We start from the raw sequence: 19,134 nt of genomic DNA, 5'->3' as shown, positions 1-19,134 counted from the left end.
GGCGGCATGGAGGCGATCATGGACGTATATGAGGCAGTCACAAGCCGACGCTCGGTGCGCGGATTCAAAGACCAGCCTGTGGCGATGGAGGTACTTGAGCGCGTGCTGGCTGCCGCGGCATGGTCACCGTCAGGATCGAACATCCAGCCTTGGAATACTTACGTGATGACCGGCGCGCCGCTGGCCGAACTCAAGACATCAGCCGTCGAGCGCGTGGCCCATGGCGACGCCTGGGACAAGCGGCAGTATGAGATGTACCCGGCGGCGCTGAAATCCCCCTACGGGGAGCGCCGGTCAGCCTTCGGCAAGGAGCGCTACAGCGCGCTCGGCATTGCGCGCGAGGACTGGGAGGCGCGCCAGCGCGCAGCGATCGCCAACTGGAACTGTTTCGGCGCGCCCGCCGCCCTGTTCTGCTACATTGACCGTGACCTGGGCCTGCCCCAATGGGCCGACGTCGGCATGTATCTGCAGACCGTCATGCTGCTGCTCCGGGCCGAAGGGCTGCACAGTTGCCCGCAGATGGCGTGGTCGCAGGTTCGCGAGACGGTCGCGGAGGTCCTGTCACCCCCGGACGGGCTGATCCTCTTCTGCGGTATGTCGATCGGCTATGAGGACCCTTCGGTAGGTTATGCCCGTACGGGCCGCGCCCCGCTCGCCGAGACGGTCACGTTCGTCGGCGAATAGTTGTTTGCGCTCAAAGGACACGAGACCCGTCCGATAATTCTGCGTATGATACGTCCTTTATCATGCGGGATACTGGAGAAAGCCATGACCACGCATAAAGTAGGCTATCTTATCGGCAGCCTCGCCAGGGACTCGATCAACCGCAAGCTCGCCAAGGCGTTGGTGCGGCTCGCCCCGCCGGAACTTGAAATGTCCGAGATATCCTTCAAGGACCTGCCGCTCTACAGTTACGACTACGACGCCGACTACCCTCCGGCCGGCAAGGCATTCAAGGCCGCAATCGCGGCCGTCGACGCTGTGCTGTTCGTCACTCCCGAATACAATCGGTCCATACCCGGCGGGCTGAAAAACGCGATCGACTGGGCGAGCCGCCCCTACGGCACCAACTCGTTCACACGCAAGCCGTCGGCGGTCATCGGCACGTCGCCGGGCGCGATAGGCACAGCCGTCGCCCAGCAGAATTTGCGCAGCGTCCTCAGTTTCTGCAACTCTCCCCAGATGAATGCTCCGGAGGCCTACATACAATTCACTCCGGGGCTGATCACCGATGACGGCGAGGTCACGAACGACAGCACTGCCGATTTCCTGCGCACGTTCATGCGGGACTTCCATGCCTTTGTCGCGAGGGTTCGCTCAGTGCTGCCGAAAGATGCCTAGAAAAGACAATGGCGCAGGTCCCTCACGTGACAGCAGTGCGCCGGGAAAGCTTCAGACGGCGCAGAGAACGAACGAGCGGAGTTGACGTCGATCCAGCCTGCCTTACACGATCCCATCGTGTCAAACCCGTCGACAGCATGAGACAGGCGATCGGCAAATCCATTCGGCACGCGTGGGTAGATTGGCGTATTAGCCCTTCGGCAAGGGCAGGTGGCCTTGTTCACGTCGAGCAAAACCGCTGCGGACTTTTGCCGGAATTGTACTATAGCCGATTGGCGCGCAACAAGGTGGCTCGCGACAGATATCCCGCAAGCGTCCCATCGGCTGACCTGACATGAAGGCCCGGCATCTCGCCGGAGAGGATAAGCGCCAAGGCATCGTGAACCGTGGCGTCAGCGGCGATCTCCGCCTCGCCGTTGAACGGTTCCGGCGCGGTCATGATCGTCGATACGGCAATCAAGCTCAGCCTCTTTATGGCTCGGTCGGGGCCGAGGAAGTTCTCGACGAATTCGTTGACGGGACGCGCAAGAATTTCCTGCGGGCTATCATATTGAAGAAGGCGGCCATCCCGCATGATCGCGATGCGATCGCCCATCTTGATGGCCTCGTCGAGGTCATGCGTGACGATGACGACGGTCTTCTTCACCTTCCTCAGAATATCGCGGAATTCGTCCTGAAGCCTAACGCGGGTGATCGGGTCGATCGCGCCGAACGGTTCGTCCATCAGCATGATTGCGGGGTCTGCTGCGAGCGCACGCGCAAAACCGACGCGCTGACGCTGCCCGCCCGACAATTCGTGCGGCAGGCGCTGCCGCATGATGGCCGGATCAAGACCGACGAGATCCAGGAGCTCGTCGACGCGGCGATCGCTGCGCGCCTTTTCCCAACCGAGAAGCCGCGGGACGGTCGCGACATTGCGTGCGATCGACATATGCGGAAACAGACCGACCTGCTGGATGACATAGCCGATGCTGCGGCGGAGCTCCTTCTGATCGACCCGGGCTATATCTCTTCCGTCGACCAGCACGCGTCCCGTTGTCGGCGTCTCCAACTGATTGATCATCCGCATGGTCGTGGTCTTGCCGCAGCCGGAAGGACCAATCAGGGCAACTGTCGTGCCGGTCTCGATCAACAAATCGAGATTGTCGACCGCATACGGGCCGCTTCCGTCGTATTTCTTGGTAACATGATCGAGATGAATCATCCTGATATCCGCTTTCGGCCGCTCAGCGCCGTTGAGTGAAGAGGCGCTCCAGGGCGCCGAAGGCCAATTCCGCAAAGATTGCGAGCAGGGCTATCGGCACCGCTCCGACGAGAAGGCGCGGCATGTTCATGATCGCAATGCCGGCATTGATGAAATCGCCAAGCCCGCCGCCGCCGATGAAGGAGGCCAGCGCCGCCCCACCGATGACCTGGATGGCGCTCGTCCTGACGCCCGACAGAATCGCCGGAACAGCCAGGGGAAGTTCGATCTCCCACAGCATCTGTCCGGCGCTCATGCCCATTCCATCCGCCGCATCGATCACCGAGGCGTCGATCTCGCGGATGCCGATGATCGTGTTCAACAATAGCGGCGGCACGGCCAGGACGATGAGGGCGATCACCGACGGCAGCAATCCGATGCCGAGAAAAGGCATCGTCGCAGACAGGATCGCAAGGCTTGGGATGGAGCGCAGGGCGCCGGCGATATTGACCACCACAAAGGAGGCGCGCGGAGACCGTGCGACGACAAATCCGAGCGGTACCGCGATGACGAAGGCGATGCCGAGCGATAGGACGCACATCAGAAGATGGCGATTGAAAGCGTTGAAGAAGGTACCGGAATTGTTGAAGATCCAGCTGAATGCATCGATGACGATCATGCTACCTTCCCTCCGCTGCGCCGACGCAGCAGCTTTTCGAAGGAGGCAAAACAATAGTCGGCAAAGAGCGCCAGAAATGACGTCAGCAGCCCGCCTGCGATGATCTTTTCAGGAAAGCGCTGGTCGATGCCTTCGAAAATGATGACGCCGAGTCCGCCGGCATTGATATAGGCGGCAACGGTCGCAATGCCGATGACCGTCACCATGGCGATGCGAAGCCCGCCGACAATATAGGGCATTGCCAGCGGCAGTTCGACTTCCCAGATCCGCCGTGCGGTGCCGTAGCCCATGCCATCGGCAGCTTCCAATATGTCACGCGGAATAGCCTGAAATCCCATGCCGATATTGCGGATCAGGATCATCAGCGAGTAGGCGGCAAGACCGGTTATGGCGGGTGCGGCACCGATGCCCATGATGGGAATGAGAAGCGCAAACAGCGCCAGGCTCGGCACCGCGAACAGGATACCGGTGAATATGACGATCGCGGCAAAGCTCCGCGGTCGCCTCGCCGCCCATATCCCGACGATCAGCGAGATCACCAGGGCAATGCCGACCGAGGAAAAAACGAGATAGAGGTGCTCCAACAGCGCTTCGAATAGCCGGTCGAGATGTTTAGGGACCCATTTCATCGTCGAGACCTCCTGTCTACCATGAGATCCCCAATCTGCGATCGGCGTCGTCGGCTCTCTGCGGCAGAATATCGTAAGCCGAGGGAACGACCGTTGAGAATCGCCTGAGGCCGAGCCGCGCCAAAACCGCCGCTCCCTCAGGCGTTTCATGCAATGTCACGAGGCTTTGCTGCAACGCTGCGGCGATGTCCGACGGCAATGTCTGCGCGGCAACCATCAGCGGCGCAGGAAGCGGATCGGTCGTCGCCAGAATACGGAGACCATCGATCGCATCGGGTTCGTGCATCCGCAGCAATTGGAAGGCGCAAGCGTCGATCGCGCCGGCATCGATCCTGCCGTCCTTGAGGGCGGCGACGATGCCTGACGGGTTGAGCAGCGGTCCGACCGTCATGCTCTGCTTCATTTTCCCGGCAAACCGGTCGGCAAGAAAGGAACGCGCCGCGTGGTAGCCCGATTGAGAATCGCGCACAGTCCAGCCCCAGCGTACCGCTGCGAGATCCTCCACAGCGTTCACCGGCCCGGTGGAGGCGACGAGAATGTGGCTGGCATAGAGCGGCTGGTCCAAAGACCATGCCTCGCTCGAGACGGGTGCGGCAAGCGCCGTCGGTCGCGCAGCCTCGGGCATGTGCGAAAACGGATAGCCGCACATGAAGACCGCTCCCATGTCCGGCCTCGCCCATAGCTCCGACAGCGGTGCCGGTGCTGCGTGAGCGATGATCTCGAGTTCAATGCCGGACTGCAGACTGACCTGCGCAAACAGCGCGTCCCACAGGCCGCGAATGCGCGGACTGAGATTATACATTCTCGAACAGGCGATTGGCTTGAACATCACCATGGCAATTATGCGAACCGCAGCCGTTGGCCGATGTTCATCTCTCTTGCCTTGTCGACCATGGCGGCGCCGAGCGCCACATCGGTGGTGCTGAGGCCGCGGTGCCAGAACAGGATCGTCTCCTCATCGCTTTCACGGCCGGGCTTTCCGCCGCAGATGATCTGGCCGATTTCGGCATGCAGGGTCTCGGCTGTCACCTTGCCCTCATCGACGTGACGGCGAAGCGCTCCAAAAGGCTTGCCGGGGCCGCATTGTCCCCAATCGTCGACGACGACCTTGTCCATGATGTCGGTGAGATCGAATTCGAGCGCGCTCATCGTGCCATAGGGCACGACGAAGGCTCCCTTCTTCACCCATTCGGTCTTGAACAGCGGCGCCGGTTCCGGCAGACGGCTGGCCTCGACCATGATGTCGGCCTCCTTGAGGCAATCCTCCCAATTGTCGGTGACGACGATCTTCTTGCCGAGATCCGCCTCAAGACGCTTGGCGAAGGCATTGCGGCTTTCCGGGCGGCGCGAATGCACGCGGATTTCCTCGAAGTCGAAGAGATGGTCGAGAAGCCGGACATTCCAGTAAGAGGTTCCGCGCGCTCCGACATGGCCGAGCACCTTGCTGTCCTTGCGAGCGAGATATTTTGCGCCAAGAGCTGTGACGGCGCCGGTGCGCATGTCGGTGATGGCGGTCGCGTCGATGATGGCCTTCGGCACGCCCGTATTCGGGTCGAACAGGTTGAGGACCGCAAGCTCCGAAGGCAGGTCCACCTTGTAGTTGTCGACGAAATCGCCGACGACTTTGACGCCAGCATAATTCAGCGCTTTGACATAGCCACGAAGCACATTGAAATGGCCTTTGTCGGAGCTCTCCGGCACAAGATGAACCCTCGGCTCGATGACGGTTTCACCCCTGCCCTGCGCATCCAGCGCCTTCGCCACCGCATCGAGAATCTCGTCATTCGTCAGCGCCAGCGCCCTGGCATCGAGGGCGTTGAGATAATCGATCCAGATTTCCTGCATTTGTCGCTTCTCCACATTCCTGCCCGCCTGCTGACCGGACGGATTTTCGAACAGAACCCTCAAAAGGATCGCCGCGCCAGAGGGCGGCCGGATTGATATCCGGCCGCGGAAGCATGACGGTTATTTCGGCAAGAGGCCGTTTTCCTTGAGGAAACCGACCGCCACGTCCTTGGCTTCCTCGTGATCGGTCTCGACCTTGGCATTGAGGACCCGCATCTTTTCGTTGTCGAGATGGGAGCCGACCGCTTCCAACAGTTCGGCAACCTTCGGGTTGGCCTTCAGCACGTCCTGGCGGACAACGGGGGCTACGTAGTAGGGCGGAAACAGACCCTTGTCGTCTGCCAGCGGCACGAGATTCTTCGAACCGATCTGCCAATCGGTCGCTGCACCATTGGCAACATCGATGTCCTTTTGTTCCAGCGCGTCGTAACGAAGACCAAGCTTCGCGAACTGCTTGAACTCCTTGAATTCGGCATCGTAGACGCGCTTCAGGCCGGGCAGGCCATCGGCGCGATCCGGAAACTCGGCACCGCCGCCGAAGACCAGGGTCTTGGAAACCTTGGCGAGATCCGACAGGCTCTTCAGATTGTTGGCCTGCGCGGTTTCCTGCCGGACAACGATGACATAGCCGTTGTTGATGCCGCTCGGCTTCAGCCATGTGAGGTTGAACTGCTTGGCGTAGAAGTCCTTGACCTGGGTGTAGACCTTGTCGGCATCGGTCGACATCTCGCCCTTGACGACGGACGCAAGCGCCGTGCCGGTATATTCCGGATAGAGATCGATCTCGCCGGCCACCAATGCCTGGTGCGCAATCAGCGTGCCGCCGAGGTTGATCTTGCGCTCGACGGTGAAGCCAGCATTTTCCAGAACGGCTGAATACATTTCAGCGAGAATGAACTGCTCGGTGAAATTCTTGCTGCCGACCTTGATGGTCTCTGCGGATGCAGACTGGAACATGGCGGCTGCCATGATACCGGCTGCAAATAAGCCCTTTGTCCAATTTTTCATGATCATTCCCTCTTGTTGACTTTTCAATGAACGAACCGGCGGCATTCCCCAGAATAACCGTCGGCATGACCGGTCGGCGCCCTGCCCTTCTTGGTGGGGCAGTTGCGAACCGGGCTTATTGCGGGCCAAGCCCAATCAATGCGGCGATCGTCGCAAAATCCGGCCCCTGCGCGCGATCCTCTTCAAGTGCCGGGACATGGCTGCGGACGAATGCATAGGCCTCAGCCGATCCCTTGCCCAATTCGCCTGAGACACCGCGCAGCTCGACGGCCTGTGCCGAGGCAATCAGTTCGATGGCAACGAGATAACGCAGGCGCTCGACGATCGCTTGCGTCTTTGCCAAAACGCTCGGCGCCATCGAAGCTTGATCTTCGACGCCATCGGCGACCGGAAAGGGCGAGAGCGAAACCGGCATGGCGAGATGGCGGATTTCGGCTTCCATGGCCGAGACAGTCTTTTGCACGGTGGCAAAACCGGTCCGGCTCTGGCCCATCGGGGTCAGGAAGCGTGGAAGGTCGGACATGCCAGGCGACATGATCTTCATGATCCGATAGGCGGTGCCTGCCGCACAATGCGCCATCGCCTGCCCCAGCCTTTCCCAGGCGAGCACAAAAGCGGTCATGTCGAAATTGCCGTGCGCAAGAATGACGCCTTCGGAGGCGATGACGACAGGATTGTCGCTGGAGCTGACGAGATCTATCTCCGTCGCCTGCCTTGCCTCGTCGATCGCATGCCTCATCGCGCCCCAGACCTGCGGCGTGCAGCGGTAGCTCAAAGGATCCTGGAGACGTCTTGCGGCATCGGCCGCAACCAAGGAGCTTCCCGAAAGCAAGTCCATCAGCTGAGCGGCGACGCGGCGCTGCCCGAAGGCCGGTCTCGCAGCCAGAGCGCGGTCGTCGAAGACGCTGACATTGGCCCGGAACGCTTCGAAATTGACGGCAATCGCCTTTAGAGACCAATCGAAGAGCCGCCCGATATCCTCAAGCGCCAGGCAGGCGAGGCCGATGGAGAGACTGTTGGCTACGACAAGCGCATGCCCGTCCTTCGGCGCCAATTCGAGAGATTTCAGGCCGGCTCTCTCCAGGGCGACGGCGGCCGGCAGCACTTCGCCGCCAAGCTCGATCTCGCCGAAGCCGAGAAGCGCCCGGCTCATATGGGCAAGCGGAGCCAAATCCGCCGCGCCGATCGAGCCCAATGACGGGACGACAGGATGGACACCTGCATTAATGGCGGCGATCAAACCACGGAACACGTTCAGCGAAATGCCGGAACCGCCCGCCGCCATCCCGGCAGCCCTGACGGCCATCATCGCCCGCACGGATTCCTGGGCAAGCGGCTTTCCGACGCCGACTGCGCGGGCTTGCGGCACACGCATCTGAAACGCCACCAGATCTTCCGTCGCAAGTCGTGTATCGACCCCCGCTCCCAGTCCCGTCGTCAGGCCATAAACCGGCAGATCCTTTTCCGTATAGCGATCGATGACAGCGCGCGCCGCCGTAATCCGGGCCTCGACCTCGTCGGAGATTTCGATCCTGGCGTGACGACGGGCAATTGCTGCGATGTCCTCGATCGTCGGCGGCGACGCGGTGAAGGTGATCGACGGAGAATGGGTGGCGCTCACTGTTTCTCTCCGAGAATGGCGACGGGCTTCGAGGGACCCTTGGTGGACCGAGCTTCCAGCCGATACTGGGCGCCGGGATAGTATAACAGCGCACAGGTCACGACGGCCTCGCCCGACCAGGTCCTTCGAAAGACGCGCAGGCAAGGGTGATCATTCTTCAGGCCAAGATATTTGCGGATCGTCGTGTCCGGTTTGACGGCCTGGACGATATGTTCGAACGCCGTTATCGGCGCCACCTTCGTCAGATATTCATTCGGCGTCATGCTGCTGAAATCGGTCGACAGATAGTCGGGCGCGACCAGCGGATTGACGTAGCGCTCCTCGACCTGAATGGGGTGGTCGTTTTCCATGTGCACGATCAGCGAATGCATCACCTTAGCGCCGAGGGTCAGTTCGAGCGCGTCGGCAACGTTGGCATCCGCCTTCATCAAACCGGCCTTGACGACCGTAGCCTTATGCGTGTGACCCCGCTCCAGTATTTCGTCGGCTATGTTGCGGATTTGAAGCAGATCGACATCGAGGTGTTTTGGCGACACGAAGGTTCCGATGCCGGCGGATCGCTTGAGGACACCCTCGAACATCAACTCCCGCAGCGCCCGGTTCGCCGTCATGCGGCTGACGCCGAATGCCGCCACCAGCTCGCTTTCGGAGGATACCCGGTCTCCCGGCTGCAGCTTGCCCTCGGCAATCTCGGCCAGGATCTGCTCCTTGATCCTGATATATTGGCGCGCCTCGCCGGCGGCCGTCTTGACCGCTTTCGTCATGACAGCCTCGCTATGCCGTTGTCGAGGATGGTCACGCCCCGGGAAGCAACGATCCCCCGGAAGCGAATTTCGGCGTCGTTGCGCCACATCTGCAGGGTGATCGTTTCTCCGGGAAAGATCGGCGCGCTGAACCGCGCCGCGATCGCGCTCAAACCGGTAGCCATGCCTGGATCGATGGCGGCGACGATGGCGTAGCCCGCATAGCCGAAGCTGCACAGCCCATGCAGGATCGGCCGATCGAAGCCGCTGCTGCCCGCTGCCCTTGGGTCGACATGCAGCGGATTGAGATCGCCGTTCAGGCGATAAAGCAGCGCGGCGTTACCGGGGATGTCGACGTTGAATTCGAAGTCAGGCCCTCTGTCCGGGACTTTGGACAGAGGTTCAGGCGCCAATCCCGCCGAACCGCATCCACCGTCGCCGCGGCAGGCGTTCGTCTGGACGACCGTCGCGATCGGCTCATCACCGTCCACGGTTGCGATAAGGCGCTCGAAGCTGACGAACATGCCTTTCTCAATGCCGCGATCGACCACCGACAAGACGCGCGACCGGGAGATCAGCGGCACATCGAGAGGGACCGGCCGGTGGATCATCAGGCGATGTTCGGAATGCACGAGACGCGCCCAGTCGACACCCGTCTGCTGCATCCACGGGCCCGGATGTGCCACGATATTGGCAAGCGTCGGCGCAGTGACCAGATCGCGTTCGTAGACGTAGTTTAACGCGTTTTCGTCGAGCGGGTTGGTGCCATAGCCGACCGACAGGGCGTAGAGGATGGCATCGCTTGCAGTGACCACATGCGTCGCTTGTGGCACCGGGAAATCGAGAATGGATTGGGCCGACAGCGTCACGATGCGGCTCCGCCGGATGCCACGGATTTGCGAACGCCACCGGACAGCCGGATGCCGCCGTCGACGGAGAGCAATTCCCCAGTGACGAAGTCTGCCCCCTGAACAAGCCAGACAATGGCGCCGGCAACGTCCTCCGGTGTCGCGACCCGACCGAGCGGCGCGGTTTCCGAAAATCGCTTGGCAATAGCGCCATAGGCGTCCGGCCCGAGCGTGTCGCGCATCCAGCGGGTATCGATGATGCCGGGGCAAACCGCGTTCACCCGGATATCGGGACCGCAGGTGCGCGCTAGCGCCATTGTCAGTGCATTGAGCGCGCCCTTGGAGGCCGTGTAGGCAAGCGAACTGCCGCCGCCGGTAAAGGCAACGTTGGATGAGACATTGACGATCGCGCCGCCCCCACTGTTACGCATGGCAGGCACCGCCGCCCGGCACATCTGATAGGCGCCGATGACATTGACACCGAAAACACTCTGAAAATCCTCTGCCGACAATGTCTCCAGATCGAAAGGATCCGATTTGACCGTCATTGCGGCATTGTTCACCAGGGCGTCGAGCCGCCCCCACCGATTAACGGCCGTCGCGACCATCCGGCGGCAGGCAGCATCGTCGGCAACGTCGGCCTGGACGATCTCGACCTCCGCGCCCAGGCTGCGGCAGATATCGCCGGTCTCATCCGCCTCTTTCTTGCTGCGGCTATAGTTGACCACCACTCGGGCACCGCCCTCGGCGAACTGCTTCACGCATGCAGCCCCGACGCCTGTTGCGGAGCCCGTGACGATGATGACGGCTCCATCGATTTTCATGGGGCAAAGTCCTTCATGGCGTGGGTGGAAAACAGGCGCGCGTCCATCTGTTTCAGTTGGCCCGACACAGCGACGCCCTTCGGCAGGCGGTCGAGAACATGGGCGGCGAGATCGATGCCGGGGGCAAACTCCGTCAGCGTCAGGCATCCGTCGATCACTTGAAAGACCGCCCGCTCGGTGACGACGAGCTGTGTCTGCCCTTCCGGGGCAAAGGCCGGGCTCGAACTGATCTGGTCGACATGGTCGACGATCTTGCAAACTCTGCCGTCCCGGATGATGTCGAGCCTGCCGTCGGCAACCGCAATTTCCGCGCCGCCGGCGGAAAATGCGCCGAGATAGACAACACGCCCCGCCGTCTGCGAGATATTGGTGAAGCCACCGACCCCAACTATGGAATTGTTGAAGCGGCTGACATTGATCGCACCGTACCTATCCACCTCGGCCATGCCGAGAAAGGCGATATCAAGGCCGCCGCCGTCGTAAAAGTCGAACTGTGATGCCTGTGGGATGATCGCGGTCGGATTGACGGCAGCGCCGAAGGACAACTCCTCGGCCGGCACGCCGCCGATGACGCCAGATTCGATCGTCACCGTATAATCGCAAAATCCCTCTTCGCTGGCGATACGGCCGATCCCGGCGGCAATGCCGATGCCGAGGTTGATCGTCGGGCGATGGAGCGGCGCCAGCTCCAGGAAGGCGCGGCGCTGAATAATCTTATCGGCCGACAGCGGCGCCGGCTGCAGACGGCTCACGGCCATCCGGACGCGCCCGGTATAGGCGATATTGTCCGTCTCGGCGAAACTGACGCCGTGCTGGGCCGGATTTTCGCAAACGACAACATAGTCGACCAGCGCCGCGGGGATGCGAACATCGCCCGGCGGCAGCGAGCCGCGCTCGGCAACCCGCTTGACCTGCACGATGACGATACCGCCGGAATTTCGGCCTGCCTGGGCCATGGCAAGCACGTCGAGCGGAAAGGCTTCGTCCTCGAGGGTGATGTTGCCGTCTTCGTCGGCCGTCGTACCGCGCAAAAGCACGCAGTCGAGCGGAATCGAGGGATATAGCAGCCATTCCTTGCCGCGCAAAGACACACGCTCGACAAGTGCGCGCGGCGTCGTCGCATTCATGCGGCCGCCGCCATGCAGCGGATCCATGAAAGAACCGAGCCCGATATGGGTGATCACCCCAGGCTGACCGGCGGCAATCGCACGATAGAGCTGGGCGATGACGCCTTGCGGCCAGCAATGCGCTTCGATCTTTTCCTCGATCGCCAGCCTGCCAAGGCGCGGCGTTCCCCGCCAGCCCCCGGCGATCACGCGGGCGACGAGGCCTTCATAGCCAAAATGCCCCATGCCGCGCGTCTGACGATCGCCTGTGCTGGCAGCAAACAAGAGCGTCAGATTGCGGGGTTTTCCAGAGGCGATGAAACGCTCCTCCACCGCAGCCGTGATGGCCTCGGGATGGCAGCATCCTCCAAATCCCGAAGCAGCGACAGTCATCCCGTCTTCGAGGAGATCCGCAGCTTGCTGTGAAGAGATGACCCGCATGACGACCTTGTTTCCACCCGACCTGTATATACAGGCTACCCGCTGATCGTTTCGAAGGCAACCGGAATCTTTGCCGGTATTTTGGGCAAATCGCCTCGATCAGCCGATGTCAAGCAGTGCCATCAAGCAAAGCCCAAGAGCCGCCAGAGCCAGCAGCGACAGCGCCGCCGCTGCAAGGACCCGGCCGCCGGTATGGGCGACGGATCTCACATCGACGGAGAGGCCTAACGCGGCCATCGCGGTGACGGTAAAAGCGGCGGAGACAGCCGACATCCCGGTCAGCAGCGGTGCCGGGATTGCGTCAAAGGAGCGAAGCGTCGCCATGGCTGCAAAACCGAGGATGAACCATGGCATAACATGGCGGAGATTGAATGCGGAGCCACCGGGACGCCGGCCATGAAGTGCGCCGAGCACAAGAATGACGGGTCCGAGCATCATCACGCGGATCAGCTTGACGAGCGTGCCTACCTGGGTGCTGACGGCTCCGGCAGAGGCCGTGGCTGCCAATACCTGCGGCACGGCATAGGCTGTCAGCCCTGCGAAGACGCCATATTGTACGGTGCTGAGGCCCAGGAGCAGATGCAGAAGCGGCAGCGCCAGCACCGCACCAACGCCGAGCAGCGCGGTAAAGGCTATCGAGGCAGCGATATCGTCGGGTTTGGCGCCGATGACTGGGGCTGCAGCGGCAATCGCAGAATTGCCGCAGATTGAGTTGCCGCACGCAACCAAGGTCGCTAGGCCGGTCGACAGCCCCAATAGACGCCCGAGCAGAAAGCTGCCGGCCAGGGACAGAGCAACCAGGACGGCAATTCCGCCGACAAGCGGCAGCCCGGCCTGCCGGATGGCAGCCGTACTGAGCGAGGCGCCCAGCAACACGACGGCAATCTCGAGCAGCGTTTTGGCGGCGAAGTGAATGCCTGGAGTGAAACTCTGCGGAAGACGGACCGAGGAGCGCACGGCAATGCCGATCAGAATGGCCAGCACGAGGCTCTCGATCCAGTGCGCGCCGAAAATCACCAGTTGCAACTGCTCGACCAACCGCGCAATGAACGTGACTGCCGCGCAAAGGAAAAGTCCCGGTAGGACAGCAGGAAGCGACGGGGAACGTGAGACGGAAACGAACATTCGCAACACCTTGTGGAATGCTCTACTGTCCCACACCCAATTGTCGACTTCTATTGAATAGATTAATATAGTTCATTCGACAAAATCGAACGATTGCTTATGACCTTCGAACAGCTCTCCATTTTCGTCGCGGTCGCCGAACGCGAGCACCTGACCAACGCCGCCTCAGCGATCGGCCTCACGCCATCAGCCGTCAGTTCCGCCATCCGCAATCTCGAGGCCTCCTATGGCGTCGAGCTTTTTCACCGTGTCGGACGCCGCATAGAGCTGACATATGAAGGGCGGGTGTTTCTGGGGGAGGCAAGAGCCACACTCGCGCGCGCAAAAGCCGCAGCGCTCGTCTTGTCCGATCTCGGCGGCCTGCAAAAGGGTGAGCTCGTTGTTTTTGCCAGTCAGACGATCGCAAGCTATTGGCTGCCATCAATGCTGATGCGTTTCAAGAACCGCTATCCGGGCATCGACCTGAAGCTGATGATCGGCAATACGACCACGGCGGCAAAAGCGGTTCTCGAAGGATTGGCGGAAGTCGGATTCGTCGAAGGCAGCGTTGATGAGCCGGCGCTGAATGTTCAGCCGCTTGCCGAGGACGAACTCCTTGTCGTCGTCGGTCCGCGCCACCCCTGGGCGCGTGGCAAACCGATCGCCCCGGCGGAGCTGGCTTCGGGCACGAAATGGGTTATGCGGGAAAAAGGGTCCGGAACCCGGTCGGCTTTCGAGGCGGCGATTTCCAATCTCGGCATCGGCCCCGGAGATCTGACTGTCGCACTCGAGCTGCCATCGAACGAAGCCGTCATATCGGCTGCAAGAGAAGGCCTCTGCGCAACGGTCGTTTCCGGCGCCGTGGCCGCGCCGCTCTTGATGCAGGGGCTGTTGGTAAAGGCGCGCTTTCCTTTGCCGTCCCGCCAGTTTGCAATCCTGCGGCACAAGCAAAGACACTCCAGCCGTGCCTCGTTGGCGCTGGAAACGATTTGCCGCGAGGACAAAGCTGCCGAAGTCCAATACCGGGATGACTGGACGCTTTAGACTAGATCGAGCGCAGTTCAGATTTCAGCGGAAGCGCAGAACCGCACCATCCCTTTGTTTTTGCATCTCCTGCGGCCGGTATTTGCGAATGGCGGACGGCCTCCATCAGCGGCGGCCATGCCTGACCGGTTTCGCCGCGACCATCCGATCGCCGACGGTCGAAAGATAATTCGGGCGGATTATTGCCAGGGGAAGGTTCATGGCCGCCAACGCTTTCGTCGGCGATCAGTCGTCTGCGCTCAGAGGGCAGGCCCTTCGAACGTGCGAGATGTTGGAGAATGCCATGACCACGCATAACGTCGGTGTCGCCTGACAACCAGGAAATGGCTGCCACCATGCGGCAGCAGCCAGTCCCGATTTTTTTGAGCGGCGTCTCTAAGCGAAGGCGTAAGAACCATCCGGCCGCTTCGGCACACGCCGCTGCCAGTGGATATACCCTTCCTCCTCCATTGCCTTCTCGTCCATTTCGACGCCCCAGCCGGGCCGATCAGGGCGCAGCTCGAGATAGCCGTTCTTCGGCAGATAGGGATCGACGACGTAGCGCGTTTCCCCCTGCCGCTTTTCAATATCGAGGCCGCCGTAAACATAGGCCCGGCCCTTTGGCAGCCGGTATTCGAGGATGCGGAAATTCTGAGCCGCGGCCGAAAAATGCACATTGACCGCCGTTGCCAGCGGCCCCATCGGGTTGTGCGGAGCGACGCCGACGAAATAGGCTTCGGCAAGCGTGGCGATGCGGCGCATTTCGCTGATGCCGCCGACGACGCAGATATCGGGCTGGATCAGGTCGGCGCCCTTGACCTGCAACAGCCGCAGGAATTCGTTCCTGTTATAAAGCGACTCGCCGGTGGCCAGCACACAGTTGAGCCCCTGTTTCAGATCGCCCCAGGCCTCGATATTCTCCGGACGCAACGGCTCTTCGAAGAACAGCGGATCATAGGGCGCCAGGGCATTGCCGAGCTGTCTTGCGGCGATTGGTTCGAAGATCTTGGCATGAGCGTCGAGGGCGATCTCGTATTCGTCATTGACCGTCTCGCGAAGCGAGCGGAAATAGTCCGCTGAGGCTTTCACAACATTCCCCCAGCGATGGGCGTGCATGTCGATGCGCCAGGGGCTTAGCTTGAAGGCGGTGAAACCCCATTCCTCGTTCAGGCGGTCGAACTCCTCGCGGGCGGCCGGCGCGTCGGGCGCGGTATAGACCCCGGCGTAGACCTTGATGCGGTCGCGCACCTCGCCACCCAGCAATTTGTAGACCGGGACATTCGCGGCCTTGGCCGCCAAATCCCACAGGCAGTGGTCCACCGCTGAAATGGCGGCAAGACCGAGCGCGCCCGGCGGAAACCGGCTCTGCTGGATCAGCAGGTTGACGAGATAATCGACCCGTGTCGGGTCCTGGCCGGAGAGAAAGCCGTAGAGATAATCGAGCAGCGGCGGCAACGCCTTGTCGGGGCCGTGATTGTAGCATTCGCCCCAACCCGTCAGCCCGTCATCGGTGTCGAGCGCGACGATTACGCGGGGGCGGTCCTTGTCGCGGGTCATGAACACCCGCATGCGGTCGATCTTCATCTTTCTATCCTTCTAGCGATTGAAATAGCTGCGGCGCGCCACGCGCGTCTACACGGAGAGGTGCATTCATGCCGGCACAGCCTTTCCGGGTGGTACCGGTGAACTCCCGACCTGCCGTTTCGCCCCTCCGCGTTAAAACTGAGCCTAAACACGCTCTCAAATAATTACAAGAGTTGACAGATCATTACAGATTATCTAGCAATGGAGCATCAAACGAGCCGTCGCGGCCCCGCGGGAAACGGAGCTGAGGCAAGAAAGACAGCTTATCTGTCAGATGTTGTCCATGCGCCACATCCTGGCCGCGTGACAGCGCGGCGCCTGAATTGCCGCGTGGCGGGAGAGAAAAGGACGATAATGACATTCGCAGCAGATGCCGTTTCCAACAGAGGCGCAACTCGCTTCAGCGACATCATCTACGAGAAGATCGTAGCGATGATAGCGGACGGCAAATTTCCGGTGAACGAACGGCTGCCATCGGAGACGAAGCTCGCCACCGACTTCGGCGCCTCCAGACCCGTGGTGCGCGAGGCCCTGGAGCGGCTCAGAACCGATGGCCTGATCGTATCGCGCAAGGGATCGGGCTCCTATGTCCGGCAGCGGCCGGATTCGTCGATGCTGAAAATGGTTCCGGTCGGCTCGCTCGCCGACGTCCAGCGTTTTTTCGAATTCCGTGCCGGGCTGGAGGCCGAGGCTGCGGAACTGGCCGCACGGAACTGGCAGCCGTCCGACAAGGAGCGGATCACGGCAGCGCTGCTTGCGATTGAGCAATGTCTGAAGAACGGGGAGCTCGGCGCCGAGGAAGACCAGGCCTTGCATGATGCGATCGCGATGGCGACCGGCAACCAGTTCCATATCACCGTGCGCGAATGGTTCCGGCCGCATTTTGCCATCGGCCATTCGGTGACGCGAAGCCTCAGCCTGAAGCGCACGCCGGAGCAGATTCGCAGCGTCCAGGATGAACATGCGGTGATCGTGGAGGCCATCTTCGCGCGGCGGGAAACCGAAGCCCACGATGCGATGAAGAGACACATACTGAATGCGCGCGCCCGGATGTTCCAAGGCGTCTGAGCGATGGCGGGAGGAAGCACGATGAGACAGGTTGCTGTGATGGGTGCTGCCGGACGCGTCGGGACGCTGCTGCGCCCGTTCTTTCGCCAGCATATCGAGCATCTCCGTCTGATCGATATTCATGAGCCTGCGGATCTGGCCGAGAATGAAAGCTTCGTTGGCGAAGGGCTCGTCAAAAAACCGGAGATCGTTTCGTGACGGCGCCCCGCATCCTTGAACCGAAGGTCCGCTCGGTGCTGCAGCAACCGCTGACGGTCGGCGAATCGCCTGTGTGGGACGAGCAGACCGGTGCTCTGTGGCACGTCGACATACTGGCGCCGGCGATCGTCCGGATCTCGGCAGGAGGCAAGATCGACCGCTTCGCCATGCCGGCGGCGGTCGGCTGCCTCGGGCTTTGCCGCGACGGCAGGATCGTCGTAGGCCTCCAGACCGGCGTCCATCTCTTCGATCCCGTTTCCGGTGATCTCGAATTTCTCTGCGATCCTGTCGGGCGCGACATCAATGGCCGGCTCAACGACGGCAAGGTGGGCCCGGACGGGCATTTCTGGGTCGGCTCGATCAGCGAGGCCAAGCCGCAGGTGAACGACGCGGCGCTCTATCGTGTCGGCGCCGATGGCAGCACGCGGACCGTTGCAACGGGACTGACGAGTTCCAACGGCCTTGCCTGGTCGCCGGACGGCCGGCGGATGTATCACTCAGACAGCCGGCAGTGCTTTCTGCGAGCCTTCGATTTCGATCCGAAGACAGGCGAGATCGGCAAGGGACGTCGACTTCGCGGCTTCACCGAGGAACAAGGGCGGCCGGACGGAGCGACGACCGATCGCGACGGATTCTACTGGAGCGCCGGCGTCTCCGCAGGCCGCCTCAATAGAATATCGCCCGACGGCGAAATCGTCGAAATCTACATTCTGCCGGTCGCAGCACCGACCATGCCGTGTTTCGGAGGGCCTGAATTCAGCACCCTTTACGTCACGAGCCTGTCAACCGACCGCACCGGACGTTTCGAGGCAGGCACGGTCATCGCCTTCGATGTCGATGCGGAGGGGCTGCCGCCCTTCCGTTTCGGCTGACGATCAACTGGAAGAAAAGCGAACGGGGGAGAAAAATGAGCATCGCGATCATGCGCAAGGCGCTTAAGGGCGTGTCGGGCGTTCCCGTCACGGCCTATGACGCTCGGGGCGAAGTCGAGCCCCGGATTACCGCGAAGGTCTACGAGCGGGTGGCCGTGGCCGGCATTCACAACATCGTCGCAGCCGGAAATACCGGCGAATTTTATGCGCTGACGCCGCAGGAGATCCGGATCGTCCACGAGGCGGCGGTTTCAGGCGTCGACGGCCGCGCGCCGGTAACGGCGGCGATCGGCCGGTCGCTGCGCGAGGCGATCGAAATGGCCAGGAATGCGGCCGCGATTGGCGCCTCCGCCGTCATGTCGCATCAGCCCGTCGATCCCTTCGCAGCACCATCTGCCCAAATCGATTATTTCTGCGATCTCGCCGACGCTTCGCCCCTGCCCCTCGTCGCCTATGTCAGGGCCGAGGGTTTCACCGTTGCGGAGATCGTCCGCCTCGCCAACCACGATAATATTGCCGGCATCAAGTTCGCCACGACCGATCTGATGCTGCTGTCGCGGGCGATCCCCGCCGCCGATCCCAATGGCGCGCTCTTCGTCTGCGGCCTGGCGGAGAGCTGGGCGCCGACGTTCACCGCAGCCGGCGCACGCGGCTTCACCTCGGGCCTCGTCAACGTCGCCCCGAGGCTGTCGCTCGCCGTCCATGAAGCGCTTGACAAGGGCGATTTCGCCGCGGCGAGAGCCATCGTCAACAAGCTCGAACCCTTCGAGCGGATGCGCACCAAATTCCGCAACGGCGCGAACGTGACCGTCGTGAAAGAGGCGGTCACCTTTTCCGGCCTCGACGTCGGCCCGGTACGCGTGCCGGGATTGCCGCAGCTCGATGCGCATGACCGCGACGAACTGCATCGGTTGCTTCGAGGCTGGGAGGCCGCGGGCGACATTCAAACGGACCGGCAGGACATCAAGGCAGCCGGCTAAGTTCGAAACATTCATTCCGCAAACAACAGGATTGGGA

The 19,134-nt window shown here is 61.6% G+C and carries 19 protein-coding genes and 2 pseudogenes; 7 read left to right on the top strand and 14 right to left on the bottom strand.

Annotation, left to right across the window (positions count from 1 at the left end; genetic code table 11):
* The first annotated feature begins 18 nt into the window (after positions 1-18).
* Together J2J98_RS23895 and J2J98_RS23890 are read left to right on the top strand one after the other, a co-directional pair.
* Positions 19-684 (top strand): nitroreductase, encoded by a 666-nt coding sequence (locus J2J98_RS23895; RefSeq protein WP_207603531.1) that lies wholly within the window; start codon positions 19-21, stop codon positions 682-684.
* Positions 685-768: 84 nt separating this feature from the next.
* On the top strand, positions 769-1,341 hold the full coding sequence (locus tag J2J98_RS23890; RefSeq protein ID WP_064685588.1) for an NADPH-dependent FMN reductase: 573 nt from the start codon (positions 769-771) through the stop codon (positions 1,339-1,341).
* Between the two features lie 262 nt (positions 1,342-1,603).
* On the opposite strand, the gene J2J98_RS23885 is transcribed toward J2J98_RS23890, so the two are convergent.
* The 12 genes from J2J98_RS23885 to J2J98_RS23830 all read right to left on the bottom strand — a co-directional run bounded on the left by J2J98_RS23885 (position 1,604) and on the right by J2J98_RS23830 (position 13,393).
* Entirely contained in the window at positions 1,604-2,545 is a 942-nt protein-coding gene (locus J2J98_RS23885; protein ID WP_138396610.1) for an ABC transporter ATP-binding protein, read from the bottom strand.
* A 22-nt stretch (positions 2,546-2,567) separates the two neighbouring features.
* Positions 2,568-3,203: an ABC transporter permease gene (locus J2J98_RS23880; RefSeq protein ID WP_064713186.1), complete on the bottom strand. Its 636-nt coding sequence runs from the start codon at positions 3,201-3,203 to the stop codon at positions 2,568-2,570.
* Positions 3,200-3,832 (bottom strand): ABC transporter permease, encoded by a 633-nt coding sequence (locus J2J98_RS23875; RefSeq protein ID WP_064709551.1) that lies wholly within the window; start codon positions 3,830-3,832, stop codon positions 3,200-3,202. Before J2J98_RS23875 ends, J2J98_RS23880 begins: the two co-directional genes overlap by 4 nt.
* Positions 3,833-3,848: 16 nt before the next feature.
* A complete protein-coding gene (locus J2J98_RS23870; RefSeq protein WP_138396611.1) occupies positions 3,849-4,667 on the bottom strand; it encodes a phosphate/phosphite/phosphonate ABC transporter substrate-binding protein in 819 nt (272 codons plus the stop codon).
* Positions 4,668-4,672: 5 nt separating this feature from the next.
* Positions 4,673-5,677 carry an ornithine cyclodeaminase family protein gene (locus J2J98_RS23865; protein ID WP_207603340.1) on the bottom strand — a complete coding sequence of 335 codons (1,005 nt, stop codon included), beginning with the start codon at positions 5,675-5,677 and terminating at the stop codon, positions 4,673-4,675.
* A 120-nt stretch (positions 5,678-5,797) separates the two neighbouring features.
* Entirely contained in the window at positions 5,798-6,730 is a 933-nt protein-coding gene (locus tag J2J98_RS23860; protein ID WP_207603339.1) for a glycine betaine ABC transporter substrate-binding protein, read from the bottom strand.
* A gap of 70 nt (positions 6,731-6,800) precedes the next feature.
* Positions 6,801-8,306, bottom strand: a complete 1,506-nt coding sequence (locus J2J98_RS23855; protein WP_138396614.1) for an HAL/PAL/TAL family ammonia-lyase — start codon at positions 8,304-8,306, stop codon at positions 6,801-6,803.
* On the bottom strand, positions 8,303-9,070 hold the full coding sequence (gene hutC, locus J2J98_RS23850) for a histidine utilization transcriptional repressor HutC (RefSeq protein ID WP_064709555.1): 768 nt from the start codon (positions 9,068-9,070) through the stop codon (positions 8,303-8,305). The genes J2J98_RS23855 and hutC overlap by 4 nt, the downstream gene beginning before the upstream one ends.
* A complete protein-coding gene (locus J2J98_RS23845) occupies positions 9,067-9,918 on the bottom strand; it encodes a MaoC family dehydratase (protein ID WP_207603338.1) in 852 nt (283 codons plus the stop codon). The genes hutC and J2J98_RS23845 overlap by 4 nt, the downstream gene beginning before the upstream one ends.
* Positions 9,915-10,721: an SDR family NAD(P)-dependent oxidoreductase gene (locus J2J98_RS23840; RefSeq protein WP_064713180.1), complete on the bottom strand. Its 807-nt coding sequence runs from the start codon at positions 10,719-10,721 to the stop codon at positions 9,915-9,917. Before J2J98_RS23840 ends, J2J98_RS23845 begins: the two co-directional genes overlap by 4 nt.
* Entirely contained in the window at positions 10,718-12,268 is a 1,551-nt protein-coding gene (locus tag J2J98_RS23835) for an acyl CoA:acetate/3-ketoacid CoA transferase (RefSeq protein ID WP_207603337.1), read from the bottom strand. Before J2J98_RS23835 ends, J2J98_RS23840 begins: the two co-directional genes overlap by 4 nt.
* A gap of 99 nt (positions 12,269-12,367) precedes the next feature.
* Positions 12,368-13,393, bottom strand: a complete 1,026-nt coding sequence (locus J2J98_RS23830; RefSeq protein WP_207603336.1) for a YeiH family protein — start codon at positions 13,391-13,393, stop codon at positions 12,368-12,370.
* A gap of 99 nt (positions 13,394-13,492) precedes the next feature.
* Here J2J98_RS23830 and J2J98_RS23825 point away from each other — a divergent pair, with 99 nt between their 5' ends.
* Positions 13,493-14,416 (top strand): LysR family transcriptional regulator, encoded by a 924-nt coding sequence (locus tag J2J98_RS23825; RefSeq protein ID WP_207603335.1) that lies wholly within the window; start codon positions 13,493-13,495, stop codon positions 14,414-14,416.
* 108 nt (positions 14,417-14,524) lie between these two features.
* On the opposite strand, the pseudogene J2J98_RS30885 reads toward J2J98_RS23825, so the two are convergent.
* Both J2J98_RS30885 and J2J98_RS23815 read right to left on the bottom strand, forming a co-directional pair.
* Positions 14,525-14,596 (bottom strand): annotated as a pseudogene (locus tag J2J98_RS30885) (choline dehydrogenase); the annotation flags it as partial.
* Positions 14,597-14,791: 195 nt separating this feature from the next.
* Positions 14,792-15,979, bottom strand: coding sequence for a mandelate racemase/muconate lactonizing enzyme family protein (locus tag J2J98_RS23815; RefSeq protein WP_207603333.1), 1,188 nt, complete (start codon positions 15,977-15,979; stop codon positions 14,792-14,794).
* A gap of 354 nt (positions 15,980-16,333) precedes the next feature.
* Between J2J98_RS23815 and J2J98_RS23810 the strand changes: the two genes are divergently transcribed.
* The 4 genes and pseudogenes from J2J98_RS23810 (at position 16,334) to J2J98_RS23795 (ending at position 19,097) form a co-directional block, all read left to right on the top strand.
* Positions 16,334-17,047 carry a FadR/GntR family transcriptional regulator gene (locus J2J98_RS23810; RefSeq protein WP_138396622.1) on the top strand — a complete coding sequence of 238 codons (714 nt, stop codon included), beginning with the start codon at positions 16,334-16,336 and terminating at the stop codon, positions 17,045-17,047.
* A 21-nt stretch (positions 17,048-17,068) separates the two neighbouring features.
* A pseudogene (locus J2J98_RS23805) lies at positions 17,069-17,233 on the top strand (NAD-dependent epimerase/dehydratase family protein); the annotation flags it as partial.
* An 8-nt stretch (positions 17,234-17,241) separates the two neighbouring features.
* Positions 17,242-18,117 (top strand): SMP-30/gluconolactonase/LRE family protein, encoded by an 876-nt coding sequence (locus tag J2J98_RS23800; RefSeq protein WP_207603332.1) that lies wholly within the window; start codon positions 17,242-17,244, stop codon positions 18,115-18,117.
* 35 nt (positions 18,118-18,152) lie between these two features.
* The gene (locus tag J2J98_RS23795; protein ID WP_207603331.1) at positions 18,153-19,097 is read left to right on the top strand and encodes a dihydrodipicolinate synthase family protein; all 945 of its coding nucleotides are present in this window, start codon (positions 18,153-18,155) and stop codon (positions 19,095-19,097) included.
* Positions 19,098-19,134: the final 37 nt, after the last annotated feature.

Source organism: Rhizobium bangladeshense, assembly GCF_017357245.1.
Taxonomy (GTDB): domain Bacteria; phylum Pseudomonadota; class Alphaproteobacteria; order Rhizobiales; family Rhizobiaceae; genus Rhizobium; species Rhizobium bangladeshense.
Note: the sequence above shows the minus strand (reverse complement) of the source record. Positions and strands in the feature narration are given on the sequence as shown.

Excerpts from the sequence above, each read along its gene's own strand:
- J2J98_RS23865 (WP_207603340.1), bottom strand. The coding sequence starts at position 5,677 with ATGCAGGAAATCTGGATCGATTATCTCAACGCCCTCGATGCCAGGGCG.
- J2J98_RS23885 (WP_138396610.1), bottom strand. The coding sequence starts at position 2,545 with ATGATTCATCTCGATCATGTTACCAAGAAATACGACGGAAGCGGCCCG.
- J2J98_RS23880 (WP_064713186.1), bottom strand. The coding sequence starts at position 3,203 with ATGATCGTCATCGATGCATTCAGCTGGATCTTCAACAATTCCGGTACC.
- J2J98_RS23795 (WP_207603331.1), top strand. The coding sequence starts at position 18,153 with ATGAGCATCGCGATCATGCGCAAGGCGCTTAAGGGCGTGTCGGGCGTT.
- J2J98_RS23810 (WP_138396622.1), top strand. The coding sequence starts at position 16,334 with ATGACATTCGCAGCAGATGCCGTTTCCAACAGAGGCGCAACTCGCTTC.
- J2J98_RS23835 (WP_207603337.1), bottom strand. The coding sequence starts at position 12,268 with ATGCGGGTCATCTCTTCACAGCAAGCTGCGGATCTCCTCGAAGACGGG.
- J2J98_RS23870 (WP_138396611.1), bottom strand. The coding sequence starts at position 4,667 with ATGGTGATGTTCAAGCCAATCGCCTGTTCGAGAATGTATAATCTCAGT.
- J2J98_RS23895 (WP_207603531.1), top strand. The coding sequence starts at position 19 with ATGGACGTATATGAGGCAGTCACAAGCCGACGCTCGGTGCGCGGATTC.
- J2J98_RS23830 (WP_207603336.1), bottom strand. The coding sequence starts at position 13,393 with ATGTTCGTTTCCGTCTCACGTTCCCCGTCGCTTCCTGCTGTCCTACCG.
- J2J98_RS23875 (WP_064709551.1), bottom strand. The coding sequence starts at position 3,832 with ATGAAATGGGTCCCTAAACATCTCGACCGGCTATTCGAAGCGCTGTTG.
- J2J98_RS23815 (WP_207603333.1), bottom strand. The coding sequence starts at position 15,979 with ATGAAGATCGACCGCATGCGGGTGTTCATGACCCGCGACAAGGACCGC.
- J2J98_RS23860 (WP_207603339.1), bottom strand. The coding sequence starts at position 6,730 with ATGCCGCCGGTTCGTTCATTGAAAAGTCAACAAGAGGGAATGATCATG.
- hutC (WP_064709555.1), bottom strand. The coding sequence starts at position 9,070 with ATGACGAAAGCGGTCAAGACGGCCGCCGGCGAGGCGCGCCAATATATC.
- J2J98_RS23890 (WP_064685588.1), top strand. The coding sequence starts at position 769 with ATGACCACGCATAAAGTAGGCTATCTTATCGGCAGCCTCGCCAGGGAC.
- J2J98_RS23840 (WP_064713180.1), bottom strand. The coding sequence starts at position 10,721 with ATGAAAATCGATGGAGCCGTCATCATCGTCACGGGCTCCGCAACAGGC.
- J2J98_RS23825 (WP_207603335.1), top strand. The coding sequence starts at position 13,493 with ATGACCTTCGAACAGCTCTCCATTTTCGTCGCGGTCGCCGAACGCGAG.